This window comes from Achromobacter mucicolens, from assembly GCF_902859725.1.
Taxonomy (GTDB): Bacteria; Pseudomonadota; Gammaproteobacteria; order Burkholderiales; family Burkholderiaceae_B; genus Achromobacter; species Achromobacter mucicolens.
On record NZ_CADIJP010000004.1, the window covers coordinates 46,951 to 62,189 of the forward strand.

The following is a 15,239-nucleotide window of genomic DNA, read 5'->3' on the forward strand; positions in this document are numbered from 1 at the left end:
CCGGCCCACGCCTGTCAGCCGCCGCGGACGGGCTGCGGGCTGTCCAGCTTGGCCACGCGCTGCAGGAACGCATCCAGCGCCGGGTTGTCGTGCTGCGCGTGCCACGCCAGGTACATGTCCGCATACAGATTGCGCTGGTCGATGGGCCGGAACACCACGCCTTCAAAGCGCAGTTCCCGCGCCGAATCCGGCACGATGCCCACGCCCAGCCCCGCGCGCACCAGCGCCAGCAGCGTATGCGTCTGCCCGGCGCGCTGCACGTACTGCGGCTGCACGTCCGCCAGGCCGAAGGCGCCCACGATGCGGTCATAGAAGTACTTTCCTTCCCGCGGCGAATACAGCACGAACGGCTGGCCTTGAAGCAACCGCAGGGGCACGGTCGTGTGTTCGCACAACGGCGAATCGGCGGGCAGCGCCAGGACCAGCGGTTCGCGTTCGACCAGGCGCGATTCGATGCCGGCCTGCTGCGGCACGCTGCGCGCCAGGATGGCATCCAGCTCATGGGCCAGCAGCAGACGGGCCAGTTCGGTGGTGACGGTTTCTCGAAGCTGGATCTCCACGCCCGCTAGCAGCTTGCGCGCCTGCACGATGAGCGACGGCATCAGGCGGTACGACGCCACGGCAGTAAATCCCAGCGTAATGTGGCCGGCCTCGCCGCCCGACGTGCGCCGCGCGGTGGCGGCCGCCTGTGCCGAAAACTCCAGCAGGTGGCGCGCATCGCGCAGAAAGCGCCGGCCCGCGGCGCTTAGCACGACCTGACGGCTATTGCGCTCGAACAGCGTGACGCCCAGATCCTGCTCCAGCAACTGAATTTGGCGCGATAGCGGGGGCTGCGTCATGCACAGCCGTTCGGCGGCGCGGCCGAAGTGCAGTTCCTCTGCCACCGCAATGAAGCATTCAAGCTGGCGGAATTCCATCGATTCAATCCTTGAATTGATTGATGCTATTTATAGCTCGAACGGATATCCATGGACAGGCCTCCCTATACTCGGCTGCAGGGCCGCCAGCCGGTCCTCCAAGCATCAGGAGCTTTACCCGCAGCACCATTTTTTGCGGCCTCGCCGCCATCAACGCCATAAAAGAGAAAATCCATGGAGACAAAGAACCCCGCCCGGATCCGCGTCCGGCTCCTCGCCGCGGCGCTGGCCCTGGCCGCCACCGTGGCCGTGCCCCACGCTGCCAGCGCCGCAGGCTATCCGGAACGCCCGATCAATCTCATCGTTCCCTTCTCGCCCGGCGGCGGCACCGACATCTCGGCGCGGTTGCTGGCCGCGGCCCTGGGTGAAAAATTCTCGTCGTCGGTGGTGGTGGACAACCGGCCGGGCGCCGGCGGCCAGATCGCCGCCGACCTGGTGGCCCGCTCGCAGCCCGACGGCTACACGCTGCTGTTCGCGAACTCGGGCATGCTGGCGATCAACCCCTGGATCTACAAGCTGCATTCCGACCCGGTGAAGGCGTTTGCGCCCGTATCGCTGTTTTCGGACCTGCCGTTTGTGCTGGTGGTGCCCGCCAGCCTGCCGGCCAAGAACGTCGCGGAACTGGTCACGCTGACCAAATCCCAGCCGGGCAAGCACACGTTTGCCAGCTCGGGCACGGGCGGCGCGCCCCATCTGTCCGGCGAAATCTTCCAAGAAGCCACGGGCGTGGACCTGGTGCACGTGCCCTACAAGGGCGGCGGCCCGGCCATGACCGACCTGATGGCCGGCCGCGTCGATATGCTGTTCGCCTCGGTCCTGGAGACCATGCCGTACGTGACGGCCGGCAAGCTGCGCGCGCTGGCCGTCACCGGTGCGACGCGCTCGCCCGCCATGCCGGACGTGCCCACCATCGACGAAGCCGGCGTCAAGAACGCGCAAAGCGGCTCGTGGACAGCGGTGCTGGCGCCTGCCGGCACGCCGCAGGCCGTGATCGACAAGCTTTCCGAGGCCATCCGCGCCGTCGCGGCCGATCCGGCCGTCAAGGCCAAGCTGGAATCGCAGGGCGCCGTGGCGCATGGCTCGACGCCAAAGGAACTGCAGGATCTGGCCGCCAGCGAGCGTGAACGTTATGGGCAGATAATCAAGTCCCGCAACATCCAGACCAACTGATTCCGGTCCCGGCCCGCTTCGGCGGGCCTTTCCTTCTAATTCGATAAGCCGTATCCATGACTGCATCCCTTCCCACTTGCGCCGCCGATCTGCTGATGGTCGGTCCCCTGCTGCCCGACCTGGTGGCCGACCTGGAATCGCGCTACCGCGTCCATCGCCTCTGGGAGGCCCAGGACAAGGCGGCGCTGCTGCGTGAGCACGGCGCCGCCATCCGCGGCATCGCTACCAGCGGCCGGTTTGGCGCGACGAAGGAACTGATCGACGCCCTGCCCGCGCTGGAAGGCATTTTCAGCTTTGGCGTGGGTTACGACACCATCGACATCGCGGCCGCCAAGGCACGCAACGTCGTCGTCACCAACACGCCCGGCGTGCTGGACGCCTGCGTGGCCGATACCGCGTTGGCCCTGATGCTGGCCGTCTCGCGCCGTATCGCCGAAGCCGACCGCTTCGTGCGCGCGGGCCGCTGGCCCTCCGAAGGATTCGGCCTGGGTTCGCGCATGACCGGCAAGCGCTGCGGCATCGTCGGCCTGGGCAACATCGGCCTTCAGATTGCCCGCCGCGCGCAGGCATTCGACATGGAAATTCTTTACACCAACCGCAAACCCCGCGCCGACGCGCCCGCGTCGTATCGCTATTGCCCGACTATCGTGGACCTGGCCTCGCAATGCGATTACCTGGTGCTGGCCGTGCCGGGCGGCAGCGCCACCCGGCACATGGTGAATGCGCAGGTGCTGGATGCGCTGGGCGCCGACGGCTGGCTGATCAACATTGCGCGCGGCACGGTGGTCGACGAGGCTGCGCTGGTGGCGGCGCTGCAGGATAAGCGCATCGCGGGCGCCGGGCTGGACGTGTTCGAACACGAGCCTGCCACCCCTTCCGAATTGAACGCCATGGATAACGTGGTGATGCTGCCGCACATCGCCAGCGGCACCCACGAAACGCGCCGCGCGATGGCGGATCTGATGCGCGCGAATCTGGATTCATGGTTCCGCGAAGGCCAGGTGCATACGCGGGTGGTGTGATCGGAACTCCCCGCACGGCCTGCGGCAGTGGCGGTCAGGCCGTCAGACCTTCAGGCCGGGCGTGGTGCGATCGCATCGCGTCCATCCTGAGGCGGGGTCGCGCTTGTCGTGCAGGTAGTCCCAGTTGGCGCCGCAATCCCCGCAGGTAAACGCCTCGTGCGTCACGCCGCGATGCGCCAGCGGCAACGAACGGACGTACCCCAGGCTGATCAGGCTTTCGTGCCCAGGCGCGCCAGCCTGGCCCACGATGATGGCCGCGCACAGGCCGCACAGCGTCATTTCCGCTCCCTTTCATTTTGCTTTCAGGAAATGGTACGGACGATGCTTGCGCTGAAGCTCAACAATTCTCACAATTGGTTTATCTGAGTTACCTTTTTCGGGTGCCGTGGACGCAATTCGGTAAATCCCCCTCCTGCCTTTTATTCGGCCGGACTATACTGGATATATAAACAGTATTTTCCGCCATGCCGTTCAAAACCCCGCTCTCCCACGCCGACCTGCGATTCATCCGCGAGCGTCAGCCCTGGAATCCCGATGTGATCGCCCTGCTCTGGGAGGTCAAGCGACTGCGCTCGATTCTTTTGCGCGCGTACCAGCTGTCCGGCGATTTCAAGCGTCCGGCCGGCATCACCGGCGAGCTCTACGACGATTTCATGCGGGATCTGCACCAAGAACCCTGTGTGCTGGAACGCGATGACATGAAAGACGCGCTCATGGAACCCGCCAACAGATTGCGCAAGGGAATGGCGCCCAGATAGGACTGGAGCGCGGGCGGGCGCAGGAGTATCGTCAAGACGCATCCCTGATCCAGGAACGGAGGCGCCCATGCCTGAAAAACCCGAAATAGACATCGAGGCCGGCGCGTCCCAGATGGGCAACCTGGTGCAGTTCCTGCTGTGGATCGCCGCGCGGCCGCGCACGTATGCCGAGACGATGGAGGCCTGGCGCACCAATTGCCCCCGGCTGTCGGCTTGGGAAGACGCCACGGCGAATGGCCTGATCGACATGTCGCCGGGCGAAAGCTCGGTGCGCGGGGAAGCGGTGGTGGTGCTGACGGAAAAAGGGCGGAACTTGCTCGCGTGAGGCCGCTTTACACAGTTGCCACCGGCGTGGCCGGCGATCCGACCGCGCCCGGCAGGTTCAAGGGCGGGGCCGTCAACAGGAAGCGGCTTCGGCCGTTGGCTTCAAGCCATCGGGCAAGCTTGCCCAGATACCACATCTCGCCAATCGGCATGCCGAGCTTGAAGATGCAGTGATGGTGCAGCGGCAGCGCCGCGCAGCAGGCATTGGGCTTCTGGGTGGGGTAGATCTCCAGCGCATGGTTGTCCGACGCCATGGCCGCGACTTTCGCGTCCGTGATCCACTGCAGCAGTTTCTCGTCGCTGCCGTCCAGGCCGGCGCAGATTTCATGCAGCGTGTGCGGGTCCGGTTGGCGCTGCTTTTCCAGCAAGGCGTCGCCGAATTCGGTATGAAAGAGCACGATGTCGCCCTGCTCGATCTCGATCTTGTCCGCCTCGAGGATCCGCATCAGGTCGTCGTAGCCCACCGATTTCTGCGCACGGCCGTAATGCCTGGCCAGATCCACCATGACGCCACGGCTCTGCAGGCAGGACTCGGCCAGGTGCGTGATGTCCAGCTTCTTGGCGTTGGAGGCGGCTCCCTGACCCAGGTCTGTCTTGGCGAAATCATTCTCCACGTCGTAATCCACCGGCCCGACCACATGATCGTTGGGCCGGTAGCCGTTGTAGTAGACACGCTCGGGCAGGCCGTCGCCATTCGCATCGAATAGCGCACCCACGTGCGCGAGCGAATCCCATTGCGTCGAGTACTGCAAGCTCATCTCGACGATGTCGTCGCTGAGCACGTCCACGCAGCCCGGCCGCAACCGGCCGAGCGGGAAATTCATGTACTGGTCGCCGTCTCTTTCGGTGGGGCGCAGCTTGGGCGGATGGCGACGGACGTTGACACCGTTGCCGCCCGGATAGTCCAGCGGCAGAGACAGGCAGAAACTCAGGCCCGCGCGGACTTCGCTTATGCCCTTGAGCACGTTGGCGGGAGTGATGTAATTCAGGCAACCGCGCTGATCGTCAGGACCGAAGTCCCCCCAGTTCGATCCTTCGGGACGGTTCTTCCATCTCATGCGTCGCAACTCCTTGGCGTTGAAAGCGGATTGACTTAAATTTATCACGTATAGGATACTAGCATCATGGATGTGAAAACAGCAGCTCGAGTTCTGGATGTGCTGAACCTCTTTGCCGAGGAGCAGAAGCCATTGCTGTACAGCGAAATCGCCACGCAGATGCAGATCCCCCTGTCCAGTTGCCACGGCTTGCTCAAGACCATGGTGGCGCGCGGCTACCTGTATGAAATAGGCAAGAAGCATGGCTATTACCCGACGCAGAAGCTGATCCACGTCGCTACCCTGATCTGCCGCAACGATCCGTTGAATGACGTGATCGAGCCCGTGCTGGAACGGGTGCGCGACCTGACCGGTGAAACCGCCCTGCTGGCCAAACTGGCGGACGACAAGGTGGTGTACCTGATCGTGGCGGAATCCAAGCAGACGATCCGTTTCTCGCACCAACCGGGCGGTTTCAAGGCCGTCCACGCCACCAGTTCGGGCAAGGCGCTGCTGTCCGTGCTGTCGCCTGAAGAACGCCAAAAATGGTTCAAGGCCTATGGCGGATTTACCGCATTCACCGACCGCACCATCACCACCCGCGCCGCTTTCGACAGCGATCTGCAGGCGGGCGTGGCGCGCGGCTGGCAGCGCTCGGTCGGCGAGAACGTCGAAGACGTGATGTCCATGTCCCTCGGATTCCGGGCATACGAACAACCCTTTGCCATCGTGGTGGCCGGCCCCCTGGGCCGCATGCTCAAGAACGAAGCCACCACTGGAAAACAGCTGGAAGAGGTCAAGGCACTGATGCATGCCGCCCTGCCCTCGGCCAACCTCACCTTCGTAGGAGAAGACAGTAGATGAACAAGCGCAGCTTTCTTACCGCGGCCTGCTCGGCCATCCTTGCCGCCATGCCTGTCACCGGGGCGCTGGCCCAGGGCAGTTATCCCGACAAGCCGATTCGCGTGATCATGCCGTGGGCGGCGGGCGGCCCGACAGACGTCGTCGGCCGCGTCGTGGCTGTGCAAATGGGTGAGATCCTGGGCCAGCCGCTGGTCATCGAAACCCGCGCAGGCGCCAGCGGCACCATTGGCGCCGCTCAGGTCGCCAAGGCGCCGGCAGATGGCTACACGGTGCTGATGAACCCGTCGGTCCAGGGCATCTATCCGGCCCAGTTCAAAAGCCTGAGTTTCGATCCGATCAAAGACTTCCGGATGGTGGGTGTGCTGGGCACGGTGCCGATGGTGGCCGTCGTCCCGCCCACGTCCAAGTTCAAGACCTTCGCCGACCTTATCGAACATGCCCGCGCGCAGCCCGGCACGCTGACCTTCGCGTCGCCCGGCGTCGCCACCCTGCCTCACCTGGCGGGAGAACTGATCAATTCGTCCACCAAGGCGTCCATCTCGCATGTGGGCTACCGCGGCAGCAGCCCGGCCCTGACTGACGTTGCCGGCGGCCATGTGGATCTGATGTATGCGCCGCTTGCCCCCGCCCTGCCCCTGATCCAGAGCGGCAAGGTTGTTCCCCTGGCCGTCACCACCAAAGCCCGGCTGGCCGACTTGCCCAACGTGCCCACCATCGCCGAAAGCGTCCTGCCCGACTTCGACATCGTCACCTGGTATGGCATGTGGGTGCCCAAGGACACGCCTGAACCGATCATCGCCAAGCTGAATGCGGCGATGGTGCAGGCCTCGAAGTCGCCCAAGGTGGTCGATGCGCTGAAATCGCAGGGCACGATGCCCAGCACGATGAGCTACCAAGAGGCCGAAGCCTTCAACCTGGCCGAAAGCGCGCGCTGGATCAAGGTGATGAAGGACGCCAACATTCAGCCCGAATAACAGATGCACCCAGCGCCAGCGCCCTAAGCGCTTGAAATAACTCGAGGTAATGAAAAGGCATAAGAAATTCCCAATTAGGGAATTTACTTATGCCTTTTAATTATTTGTAAGGCGCATACTTGACGGGCCAGAATTCGTCCTTGGCATAAATCAAGACCAATGGAACTTCGTCAACTCGAGGCCTTCGCGGCCGTCATGTCCACCGGCAGCGTCACCGCGGCCGGCCGGCTGCTGGGACGCTCGCAGCCTGCGATCAGCCGGTTGCTGCAGGAACTGGAGGCCGAAATCGGCTATCCCCTGTTCAACCGCAGCGGTCCGCGCGTGACGCCCACCGAACAGGGCTTCCTGCTTTACGACGATGTTGAACGCGCGTTGTCCGGCCTGCAGCAGATCCGCAGCCGGGCCGACGAAATTGCGCGCGGTCAGGCGCAGCCGCTGTTGATGGCTGCCACGTCCGCCCTTGCCGCTGGCCTGGTGCCGGCCGCCCTCAAACGCATCGAAGACCGGCTTGGGCCCGCCCGCGTGCAGTTGCGCAGCGCCTCGCCCGAGCGCGTGGTGCACGCCGTGCTGTCGGGCGCCGCGCAGTTGGGCGCGACCAGCCTGCCGCTGGAGCACCGCGGGCTGACCGTGCACTGGATTGCACAGGCGCCTTGCGTGGCGGCATTGCCCGAAGACGATCCCGTCGCGCGCCACGCCGTGGTGCCGGTGTCGGCGCTGGCCGGACGCCGCCTCATCACCATGGCCAACCCCTATCGCCTGCGCCGCCGGCTGGATGCGGCGCTCGCGCACAACGTGCAGGCGCTGGGCACCATCGAAACCAATTCGTCCGTCAACGCCCTGGCCGCGGTCCGCGCGGGCCTGGGCGTATCGGTGCTGGAACCCGTGACCGCCTACGGTTCGCCGATGGCGGGCGTGGCGATCCGTCCCATCGATCTGGACATCCCTTTCTTCTTTGGGGTCATCACCCCGCAGTCGCAAACGTTGTCGCCCGCCTGCCAGGCAATGGCAGACGCGTTGGCCGAAGCCGCCGCAGACCTGCTGCCCGGCTTCGTGCTGCACGACGCGTCCGAGCATTCGGCGCTGCTGCAGTCGATCTACGGCGATGACGCCCCTGTCATGGAAACACCCGCATCATGAATCTGCCCCTCGCCACCCCGCCGCAAGGCCTGCCCGCCCTGGAGGCGCGCCTTCGGCAAGACCTCTCCTGGCTGGAAATTCCCGCCAAGAACTGGGTGACGCCCCGGCTGGTCGACGGCCAGCAGGTGCTGGATGTGGCAATCATCGGCGGCGGCATGGCCGGCCTGGCTGCGGCGGCGTCTCTGAAGCACCTGGGCATCGATGCGCCGATCTTCGATCAGGCGCCCGAAGGCTACGAAGGCCCGTGGGCCACGACGGCCCGCATGGAAACGCTGCGCTCGCCCAAGCAACTGACTGGTCCCGCGCTGGGCCTGCCCGCGCTGACCTTCCGCGCCTGGTTCGAGGCGCAATTCGGCCTGGCGGCCTGGGAAGCGCTGGACAAGATTCCCCGCCTGCAATGGATGGACTATCTGCGCTGGTACCGCCGCGTGCTGAACCTGGACGTGCGCAACGAACACCGCATCCTGTCCGTGCAGCCGCGCGCCGATCAGCTGGTTGCGCTGGACATCCAGTCGCCCGCCGGATGCACGACCGTCCTGGCCCGCCGCGTCGTGCTGGCCACCGGCCGCGACGGCCTGGGCGGCGCATACGTGCCCGACTTTGCAAAGAAGCTGCCGCGCGACCGTTGGGCGCATTCGTCCGACGTGATGGACTACAACACCCTGGCCGGCAAGCGCGTCGGCGTCGTGGGCGCGGGCGCGTCCGCCATGGACAGCGCCGCGACCGCGCTGGAAGCCGGCGCCGCCAGCGTCGACCTGCTGATCCGCCGCAATGACATCCCGCGCATCAACAAGGGCAAGGGCGCGGGCAACCCGGGCCTGACCCACGGCCACCTGACGCTGCCGGACGAATGGAAGTGGAAGATCCGCCACTACATCAACGCCGCGCAAGTGCCGCCCCCGCGCGGCAGCACGCTGCGCGTGTCGCGCCATCCCAATGCGTTCTTCAACCTGGGCTGTGGCGTGCTGGACCTGGCCCTGGTCGATGACGAGATCAACGTCACCACGCCCAAGGGCGTGTTCGTGCTGGACTTCCTGATCTTCTCCACGGGCTTTCGCATCGATTGGACCGTGCGGCCGGAGTTCGCGCCGCTGGCGCCCCACGTGCGCGCCTGGGGCGACCGCTACACGCCGCCGGCCGGCGAGGAAGACCAGGAACTGCATGACTCGCCTGATCTGGGACCGGTGTTCGAACTGCAGGAGAAAGTCCCCGGCGCCTGCCCGGGCCTGGATCGCGTGCACTGTTTTTCGTACCCGGCCGCGCTGACGCACGGCACGATCTCGGGCGACATCCCCGCGATCAGCGAAGGCGCCAAGCGCCTGGCGCAAGGCATCGCCGGCCTGTTCTACCGCGAAGACGTGGTGACGCACTACGCCAACATGGAAGCGTTCTCGGAGCCCGAAGTGTTCGGTGACGAGTGGACGCCGGCCGCCGCGCCGGCCACGGCTTCGCAGGCGGAGACCGCGCAATGACCGCATGGCTGCTACGCCGCGTGGCGCAGGCTGCGGTGGTCGTGTTCCTGATGACGCTGATCGTCTTCGTGGGCCTGCACGCCATCGGCAACCCCGTGGACATCCTGATCGGCCAGGACGTGGACCAGGTGGACCGCGCGCGCATCATCGCCGAACTGGGGCTGGACAAGCCGCTTTGGCAGCAATACCTGGCCTTCCTGAACGGCGCGCTGCACGGCAACCTGGGCAACAGCTTCGTCTACAACATCCCGGCGATCGAACTGGTGATCCAGCGCCTGCCGGCCACGCTTGAACTGGCCATCACCGCCCTGTCCTTTGCCGTCATCATCGGCCTGCCGCTGGGTCTGTTTGCCGGTCTGTATCCCGACAGCCGCGCGGCCAAGATGATCATGGCGGGCAGCATCGTCGGCTTTTCGCTGCCCACCTTCTGGGTGGCGCTGATGCTCATCATGGCGTTCAGCGTGTCGCTGGGCTGGCTGCCCGCCAGCGGCCGCGGCCAGACGGTGGAGTTCCTGGGCTTTCAGTGGTCGTGGCTCACGGCCGACGGCTGGCGCCACCTGATCCTGCCGGCGCTGAATCTGTCGCTCTTCAAGATCTCGCTGGTGATCCGCCTGACCCGCGCCGGCGTGCGCGACGTGATGCCGCTGGACTTCGTGAAGTTCGCGCGCGCCAAGGGCCTGTCGCCGTTCCGCGTGGTTTGTGTCCACGTGCTGCGCAACACCATGATTCCGCTGGTGACGGTGCTGGGCTTGGAGCTGGGCTCGACGATCGCATTTGCCGTCATCACCGAAAGCATCTTTGCGTGGCCCGGCGCCGGCAAGCTTATCCTGGACAGCCTGAACGCGCTGGACCGCCCCGTGATTGTGGCCTATCTGATCGTGGTGGTGTGCCTGTTCGTGACGCTGAACCTGATCGTCGACATTCTGTACAAAGTGCTGGACCCCCGGGTACGGCTGGAGGCCACGGCATGAGTTCCGTATCCCAAACCGCGCAGGCGCCCGCCCTGCGCCGAGAGTCGCCGTGGCGCCGCAACCTTGCCGAGTTCATGTCGTCCAAGACGGCCGTGCTGGGCCTGGTTGTCGCCACCCTGCTGATCCTGGCCGCCGTGCTGGCGCCGTGGATCTCGCCGCAGAATCCCTATGACCTGCTGCAGATCGACGTGCTGGATTCGCGCCTGCCGCCGGGTTCCATGAATGGCCTGGACACGTTCCACTACTGGTTGGGCACCGACGGCCAGGGCCGCGACCTGCTGTCGGGCATCCTGTATGGCCTGCGCATCAGCCTGATGGTGGGCGTGGGCTCGGCGCTGATCGCCGGCATCATCGGCACGCTGCTGGGCCTTTTGGCCGCCTACGCCGGCGGCAAGGTCGACGCCTTCATCATGCGCCTCGTGGACCTGATCCTGTCGTTCCCGTCGATCCTGGTCGCGATGATGATCCTGGCCTATCTGGGCAAGGGCGTGGGCAACGTGGTGCTGACGCTGGTGATCCTGGAATGGGCCTATTACGCCCGCACCGCGCGCGGCCAGGCCCTGGTCGAGCGCCGCCGCGAATACGTGGAAGCCGCCCGCTGCCTGGACATTCCCAACTGGCGGATCATGTTGAAGCACATCCTGCCCAACTGCCTGCCGCCGCTGATCGTCATCGGCACGCTGCAGATTGCGCGCGCCATCACGCTGGAAGCCACGCTGAGCTTCCTGGGACTGGGCGTGCCCGTGACCGAACCGTCGCTGGGCCTGCTGATTTCCAACGGCTTCCAATACATGCTGTCCGGCGAATACTGGATCAGCTTCTACCCCGGCATCGCGTTGCTCATCACCATCGTGGCGATCAATCTGGTGGGCGACCGCCTGCGCGACGTGCTGAACCCGAGGACCCACAAATGACCGACCGCTCTGCCTCGGCTGGCGCGCCGGCCACGCTTGAAGTGCGCAACCTGCGCACGCACTTCCATACCCGCGCGGGCGTGCTGCCCGCCGTGGACGACGTCTCTTTCACCTTGCCTCGCGGCAAGATCCTGGGCCTGGTCGGCGAATCCGGCTCGGGCAAGTCCGTGACGGGCTTTTCCATCATGGGTCTGGTCGATGCGCCGGGCCGCATCGTGGGCGGCCAGGTCCTGTTCCAGGGCCGCGACCTGACCACGCTGCCCCCGCGCGAATTGCGCCGCCTGCAGGGCAACCGCATCGCCATGATCTTCCAGGATCCGATGATGACGCTGAACCCCGTGCTGCGGGTGGACGTGCAGATGATCGAGACGGTGCGCGCGCATAACAAGATGAGCAGCGCCCAGGCCCGCATCCTGGCGCGCGACACGCTGGGCATGATGGGCATCCCCAGCCCCGAGGAACGCCTGCTCGCCTATCCGCATCAGTTGTCTGGCGGCATGCGCCAGCGCGTGGCCATCGCCATTGCCATGCTGCACCGGCCGGACCTCATCATTGCCGACGAACCCACCACCGCGCTGGACGTCACCATCCAGGCGCAGATCCTGTCCGAAGTGCAGAAGCTGGCCCAGCAGCACGGCACCAGCCTTATCTGGATCACCCACGACCTGTCGGTGGTGGCGGGCCTTGCCGACGAAGTGGCCGTCATGTACGCCGGGCGCATCGTCGAACACGGCAAGGTCGACGACGTGCTGGACCGTCCGCAGCACCCGTACACCGTGGGCCTGATCGACAGCCTGCCCAGCAACAATGCGCGCGGCCAGCGCCTGCGCCAGATTCCTGGCATGACGCCCAACCTGCTGCACCTGCCGGCCGGCTGTGCCTTCGCGGCGCGCTGCTCGCGCGCCACCGCCGCCTGCGGCCAGCAACCCGGCATCACCCAAGCCTTACCCCAACACAACGTGCGCTGCTTCCATCCTTCCATCCAGATCCACCGCGAGGTGGCGGCATGAGCGCCATTTCCGCTGCCAACGCCCCCACGCCGCTGATCGACCTGCGTCAGGTCAGCAAGCGCTTTGGCGAACGCAAGGTCGGCGCCGCCGGCCGCGCCATGCAGTCGCTGGGCCTGTCCAAGCCGCCCGCCATCACGCGCGCCGTGGACCACGTCGATCTGATCGTGAATCCTGGCGAGGTCGTCGGCCTGGTCGGTGAATCCGGCTGCGGCAAGTCCACCCTGGGCCGCATCGCGGCGGGCCTGCTCACGCCCTCGGGCGGTGAAGTCCGCATCAATGGCGTGCGCCCCGCCGACATGAATCCGGCCGAGGCCCACGCCGCGCGCCTGAAGGTGCAGATGATCTTCCAGGATCCGTACGCCAGCCTCAACCCGCGCCTGCGCGTGGACGAGATCGTGGGCGAGGCCGCCCGCATCCACGGCCTGGTCGGCAACGGCGACTTCGACGACTACGTCAGCGCGCAATTGGAACGCGCGGGCCTGGACCCGTCGCTGCGCCAGCGTTACCCGCACCAGTTCAGCGGCGGCCAACGCCAGCGCATCGGCATCGCCCGCGCGCTGGCGGTGCAGCCGTCCATGCTGGTCTGCGACGAAGCCGTGGCCGCGCTGGACGTCTCGATCCAGGCGCAGATCCTGAACCTGTTCATGGACCTGCGCGAAGAACTGAACTTGACGTATCTGTTCATCAGCCATGACCTGGGCGTGGTCGAACACCTGTCCGATCGCGTGGTCATCATGTACCTGGGCCGAGTCGTGGAAACGGCGACGGTGGAAGAGGTCTTCCGCCGTCCCAACCACCCTTACACGCAGGCTCTGCTGGCCGAAATCCCCAGCCTGAAATCGCGCCACAAGACCTTCACCGCGATCAAGGGCGAGATTCCCAGCCCGCTCAATCCGCCCACCGGCTGTCATTTCCATCCGCGGTGTCCGCACGCGATGCCGCGCTGCAAGACCGAGGTTCCCACGTTGAAGGGAATCGCCATCAACCACCTGAGCGCCTGTCACCTGAACGACATGGCCTGACCATCACTGGCCGCGGCACGACCGCCGCGGCCGCTGGACCCACACCGTTCCCCCTTCACCAAGGATCCCGGACAATGAAACGCCTGATTCTCTCGACCCTCACCGCCGCCATCCTGGGCGCCTCGGCCGCCGCCTCCGCGGACAACCTGTCGATCGGCTTTGCCGACCCGCTGTCGTCGCTGGACCCGCAGCTGAACAACCACGCCGGCGACCGTTCGGTGGCCCTGCACTTCTGGGACCTCCTGATCGAGAACAAGTGGAACAAGCTGCAGCCGGGCCTGGCCGTGAGCTGGAAGCCGCTGGACAACACCACCTGGGAATTCAAGCTGCGTGAAGGCGTCAAGTGGCAGGACGGCACGCCGTTCACCGCCGACGACCTGATCTACTCCTACACCCGCGCCCGCGGCGTGCCGGGCAGCGTCGCCACCTACGCCGGCTACCTGCGCACCATCGACACGATGACCGCCAAGGATCCGCTGACCCTCATCATCAAGACCAAGGCCCCCAACCCCGACCTGCCGCTTAACCTGGCGTCCATCCACGTCGTCAGCAAGCACGTCGGCGAAAAGTCCTCGACCGAAGACTACAACTCGGGCAAGGCCATGGTCGGCACCGGCCCGTACAAGTTCGTCTCCTACACGCCCGGCGACCGCGTCCTGATGGAACGCAACGACGCCTACTGGGGCGACAAGCAGATCTGGGAGAAGGTCAACTACCGCTACATCAACAACGCCGCCGCCCGCACCGCCGCCCTCTTGGCCGGCGACGTGGACGTGATTGACAAGGTGTCGGTATCCGACCTGGCCAAGCTGGAGAAGGCCGCCAACATCTCGGTCTACCCGTACGACGGCCTGCGCGTCATGCTGCTGCAACCCAGCTTCAACCCGGCGCCCAACCAGTACATCACCGACAACAACGGCAAGCCCCTGGACAAGAACCCGCTCCTGGACGTGCGCGTGCGCCAGGCGCTGAACCTGGCCATCAACCGCAAGGCCATCGCCGACCGCATCCTGCAAGGCGCCGCCACCGAAGCCAACCAGTGGATGCCCAAGGGCACCTTCGGCTACAACCCCGAGATCAAGGACATCCCCAACGACGTCGCGCAAGCCAAGAAGCTGCTGGCCGAAGCGGGCTTTCCCGACGGCTTCAAGCTGACCATGCACGTGCCCAACGACCGCTACCCGCAAGGCCCGGAAACGGCCCAGGCGGTGGCGCAGTTCTGGACCCGCGTGGGCGTGAAGACCCAGGTGGAAGTCGTGCCGTGGGCCGTGTACTCGGGCCGCGCCAACAAGAACGAATTCGCCGTCAGCATGCTGGCATGGGGCAACGGCACGGGCGAAGCCAGCTACGCGCTGGTCAACATCCTGGCCACCGTCGACGCCAAGAAGGGCCTGGGCGCCTCCAACTGGGGCCACTACACGAACCCCAAGGTCGACACCGCGCTGGAGCAATCCACCTCGGAATTCGACGTGGCCAAGCGTGAAGCCATCCTGCGCGACTCCGTCAAGCTCGTGTCCGACGACGTCGGCATCATCCCGCTGTTCCACTACAAGAACATCTGGGCCACCAAGAAGGGTCTGAAGGTCACCCCGATGACCAGCGACCGCACGGCCGCCATGATGGTCACCAAGGTCTCGGACAAGTAAG

16 protein-coding genes are annotated in these 15,239 nt (G+C 65.5%); 13 read left to right on the forward strand and 3 right to left on the reverse strand.

What is annotated here, in order from left to right; translation table 11 throughout:
* Nucleotides 1–14: 14 nt before the first annotated feature.
* The gene (locus HV786_RS05540) at nt 15–917 is read right to left on the reverse strand and encodes a LysR family transcriptional regulator (RefSeq protein ID WP_128828249.1); all 903 of its coding nucleotides are present in this window, start codon (nt 915–917) and stop codon (nt 15–17) included.
* Between the two features lie 174 nt (nt 918–1,091).
* Here HV786_RS05540 and HV786_RS05545 point away from each other — a divergent pair, with 174 nt between their 5' ends.
* Nucleotides 1,092–2,087: a Bug family tripartite tricarboxylate transporter substrate binding protein gene (locus tag HV786_RS05545; protein ID WP_175210266.1), complete on the forward strand. Its 996-nt coding sequence runs from the start codon at nt 1,092–1,094 to the stop codon at nt 2,085–2,087.
* 56 nt (nt 2,088–2,143) lie between these two features.
* A complete protein-coding gene (locus HV786_RS05550; protein WP_128828248.1) occupies nt 2,144–3,109 on the forward strand; it encodes a 2-hydroxyacid dehydrogenase in 966 nt (321 codons plus the stop codon).
* A 42-nt stretch (nt 3,110–3,151) separates the two neighbouring features.
* On the opposite strand, the gene HV786_RS05555 is transcribed toward HV786_RS05550, so the two are convergent.
* On the reverse strand, nt 3,152–3,388 hold the full coding sequence (locus tag HV786_RS05555; RefSeq protein ID WP_128828247.1) for a hypothetical protein: 237 nt from the start codon (nt 3,386–3,388) through the stop codon (nt 3,152–3,154).
* A gap of 185 nt (nt 3,389–3,573) precedes the next feature.
* Between HV786_RS05555 and HV786_RS05560 the strand changes: the two genes are divergently transcribed.
* The gene (locus HV786_RS05560; RefSeq protein ID WP_128828246.1) at nt 3,574–3,867 is read left to right on the forward strand and encodes a hypothetical protein; all 294 of its coding nucleotides are present in this window, start codon (nt 3,574–3,576) and stop codon (nt 3,865–3,867) included.
* 67 nt (nt 3,868–3,934) lie between these two features.
* Nucleotides 3,935–4,192, forward strand: coding sequence for a hypothetical protein (locus HV786_RS05565; protein WP_252870119.1), 258 nt, complete (start codon nt 3,935–3,937; stop codon nt 4,190–4,192).
* 7 nt (nt 4,193–4,199) lie between these two features.
* On the opposite strand, the gene HV786_RS05570 is transcribed toward HV786_RS05565, so the two are convergent.
* A complete protein-coding gene (locus HV786_RS05570; protein ID WP_128828245.1) occupies nt 4,200–5,249 on the reverse strand; it encodes a cyclase family protein in 1,050 nt (349 codons plus the stop codon).
* A gap of 66 nt (nt 5,250–5,315) precedes the next feature.
* Between HV786_RS05570 and HV786_RS05575 the strand changes: the two genes are divergently transcribed.
* The 9 genes from HV786_RS05575 (at nt 5,316) to HV786_RS05615 (ending at nt 15,238) form a co-directional block, all read left to right on the forward strand.
* Nucleotides 5,316–6,092: an IclR family transcriptional regulator gene (locus tag HV786_RS05575; RefSeq protein ID WP_128828244.1), complete on the forward strand. Its 777-nt coding sequence runs from the start codon at nt 5,316–5,318 to the stop codon at nt 6,090–6,092.
* Entirely contained in the window at nt 6,089–7,066 is a 978-nt protein-coding gene (locus tag HV786_RS05580; RefSeq protein ID WP_128828243.1) for a Bug family tripartite tricarboxylate transporter substrate binding protein, read from the forward strand. The genes HV786_RS05575 and HV786_RS05580 overlap by 4 nt, the downstream gene beginning before the upstream one ends.
* A 159-nt stretch (nt 7,067–7,225) precedes the next feature.
* Nucleotides 7,226–8,203 carry a LysR family transcriptional regulator gene (locus tag HV786_RS05585; RefSeq protein ID WP_175210267.1) on the forward strand — a complete coding sequence of 326 codons (978 nt, stop codon included), beginning with the start codon at nt 7,226–7,228 and terminating at the stop codon, nt 8,201–8,203.
* A complete protein-coding gene (locus HV786_RS05590; protein WP_175210268.1) occupies nt 8,200–9,675 on the forward strand; it encodes a flavin-containing monooxygenase in 1,476 nt (491 codons plus the stop codon). Before HV786_RS05585 ends, HV786_RS05590 begins: the two co-directional genes overlap by 4 nt.
* A complete protein-coding gene (locus HV786_RS05595; protein WP_056319244.1) occupies nt 9,672–10,646 on the forward strand; it encodes an ABC transporter permease in 975 nt (324 codons plus the stop codon). Before HV786_RS05590 ends, HV786_RS05595 begins: the two co-directional genes overlap by 4 nt.
* Entirely contained in the window at nt 10,643–11,560 is a 918-nt protein-coding gene (locus tag HV786_RS05600) for an ABC transporter permease (RefSeq protein ID WP_056319169.1), read from the forward strand. Before HV786_RS05595 ends, HV786_RS05600 begins: the two co-directional genes overlap by 4 nt.
* On the forward strand, nt 11,557–12,570 hold the full coding sequence (locus HV786_RS05605) for an ABC transporter ATP-binding protein (protein ID WP_128828894.1): 1,014 nt from the start codon (nt 11,557–11,559) through the stop codon (nt 12,568–12,570). The genes HV786_RS05600 and HV786_RS05605 overlap by 4 nt, the downstream gene beginning before the upstream one ends.
* Complete coding sequence (locus tag HV786_RS05610) at nt 12,567–13,592, forward strand: ABC transporter ATP-binding protein (RefSeq protein ID WP_128828895.1); 1,026 nt, start codon at nt 12,567–12,569, stop codon at nt 13,590–13,592. The genes HV786_RS05605 and HV786_RS05610 overlap by 4 nt, the downstream gene beginning before the upstream one ends.
* 74 nt (nt 13,593–13,666) lie before the next feature.
* Nucleotides 13,667–15,238 carry an ABC transporter substrate-binding protein gene (locus tag HV786_RS05615; protein WP_056319159.1) on the forward strand — a complete coding sequence of 524 codons (1,572 nt, stop codon included), beginning with the start codon at nt 13,667–13,669 and terminating at the stop codon, nt 15,236–15,238.
* The last annotated feature ends 1 nt before the right edge of the window (nt 15,239 follow it).

Coding starts and splice junctions, on each gene's coding strand:
- HV786_RS05560 (WP_128828246.1), top strand. CDS start 3,574: ATGCCGTTCAAAACCCCGCTCTCCCACGCCGACCTGCGATTCATCCGC.
- HV786_RS05550 (WP_128828248.1), top strand. CDS start 2,144: ATGACTGCATCCCTTCCCACTTGCGCCGCCGATCTGCTGATGGTCGGT.
- HV786_RS05595 (WP_056319244.1), top strand. CDS start 9,672: ATGACCGCATGGCTGCTACGCCGCGTGGCGCAGGCTGCGGTGGTCGTG.
- HV786_RS05580 (WP_128828243.1), top strand. CDS start 6,089: ATGAACAAGCGCAGCTTTCTTACCGCGGCCTGCTCGGCCATCCTTGCC.
- HV786_RS05565 (WP_252870119.1), top strand. CDS start 3,935: ATGCCTGAAAAACCCGAAATAGACATCGAGGCCGGCGCGTCCCAGATG.
- HV786_RS05590 (WP_175210268.1), top strand. CDS start 8,200: ATGAATCTGCCCCTCGCCACCCCGCCGCAAGGCCTGCCCGCCCTGGAG.
- HV786_RS05605 (WP_128828894.1), top strand. CDS start 11,557: ATGACCGACCGCTCTGCCTCGGCTGGCGCGCCGGCCACGCTTGAAGTG.
- HV786_RS05540 (WP_128828249.1), bottom strand. CDS start 917: ATGGAATTCCGCCAGCTTGAATGCTTCATTGCGGTGGCAGAGGAACTG.
- HV786_RS05545 (WP_175210266.1), top strand. CDS start 1,092: ATGGAGACAAAGAACCCCGCCCGGATCCGCGTCCGGCTCCTCGCCGCG.
- HV786_RS05570 (WP_128828245.1), bottom strand. CDS start 5,249: ATGAGATGGAAGAACCGTCCCGAAGGATCGAACTGGGGGGACTTCGGT.
- HV786_RS05585 (WP_175210267.1), top strand. CDS start 7,226: ATGGAACTTCGTCAACTCGAGGCCTTCGCGGCCGTCATGTCCACCGGC.
- HV786_RS05575 (WP_128828244.1), top strand. CDS start 5,316: ATGGATGTGAAAACAGCAGCTCGAGTTCTGGATGTGCTGAACCTCTTT.
- HV786_RS05555 (WP_128828247.1), bottom strand. CDS start 3,388: ATGACGCTGTGCGGCCTGTGCGCGGCCATCATCGTGGGCCAGGCTGGC.
- HV786_RS05610 (WP_128828895.1), top strand. CDS start 12,567: ATGAGCGCCATTTCCGCTGCCAACGCCCCCACGCCGCTGATCGACCTG.
- HV786_RS05615 (WP_056319159.1), top strand. CDS start 13,667: ATGAAACGCCTGATTCTCTCGACCCTCACCGCCGCCATCCTGGGCGCC.
- HV786_RS05600 (WP_056319169.1), top strand. CDS start 10,643: ATGAGTTCCGTATCCCAAACCGCGCAGGCGCCCGCCCTGCGCCGAGAG.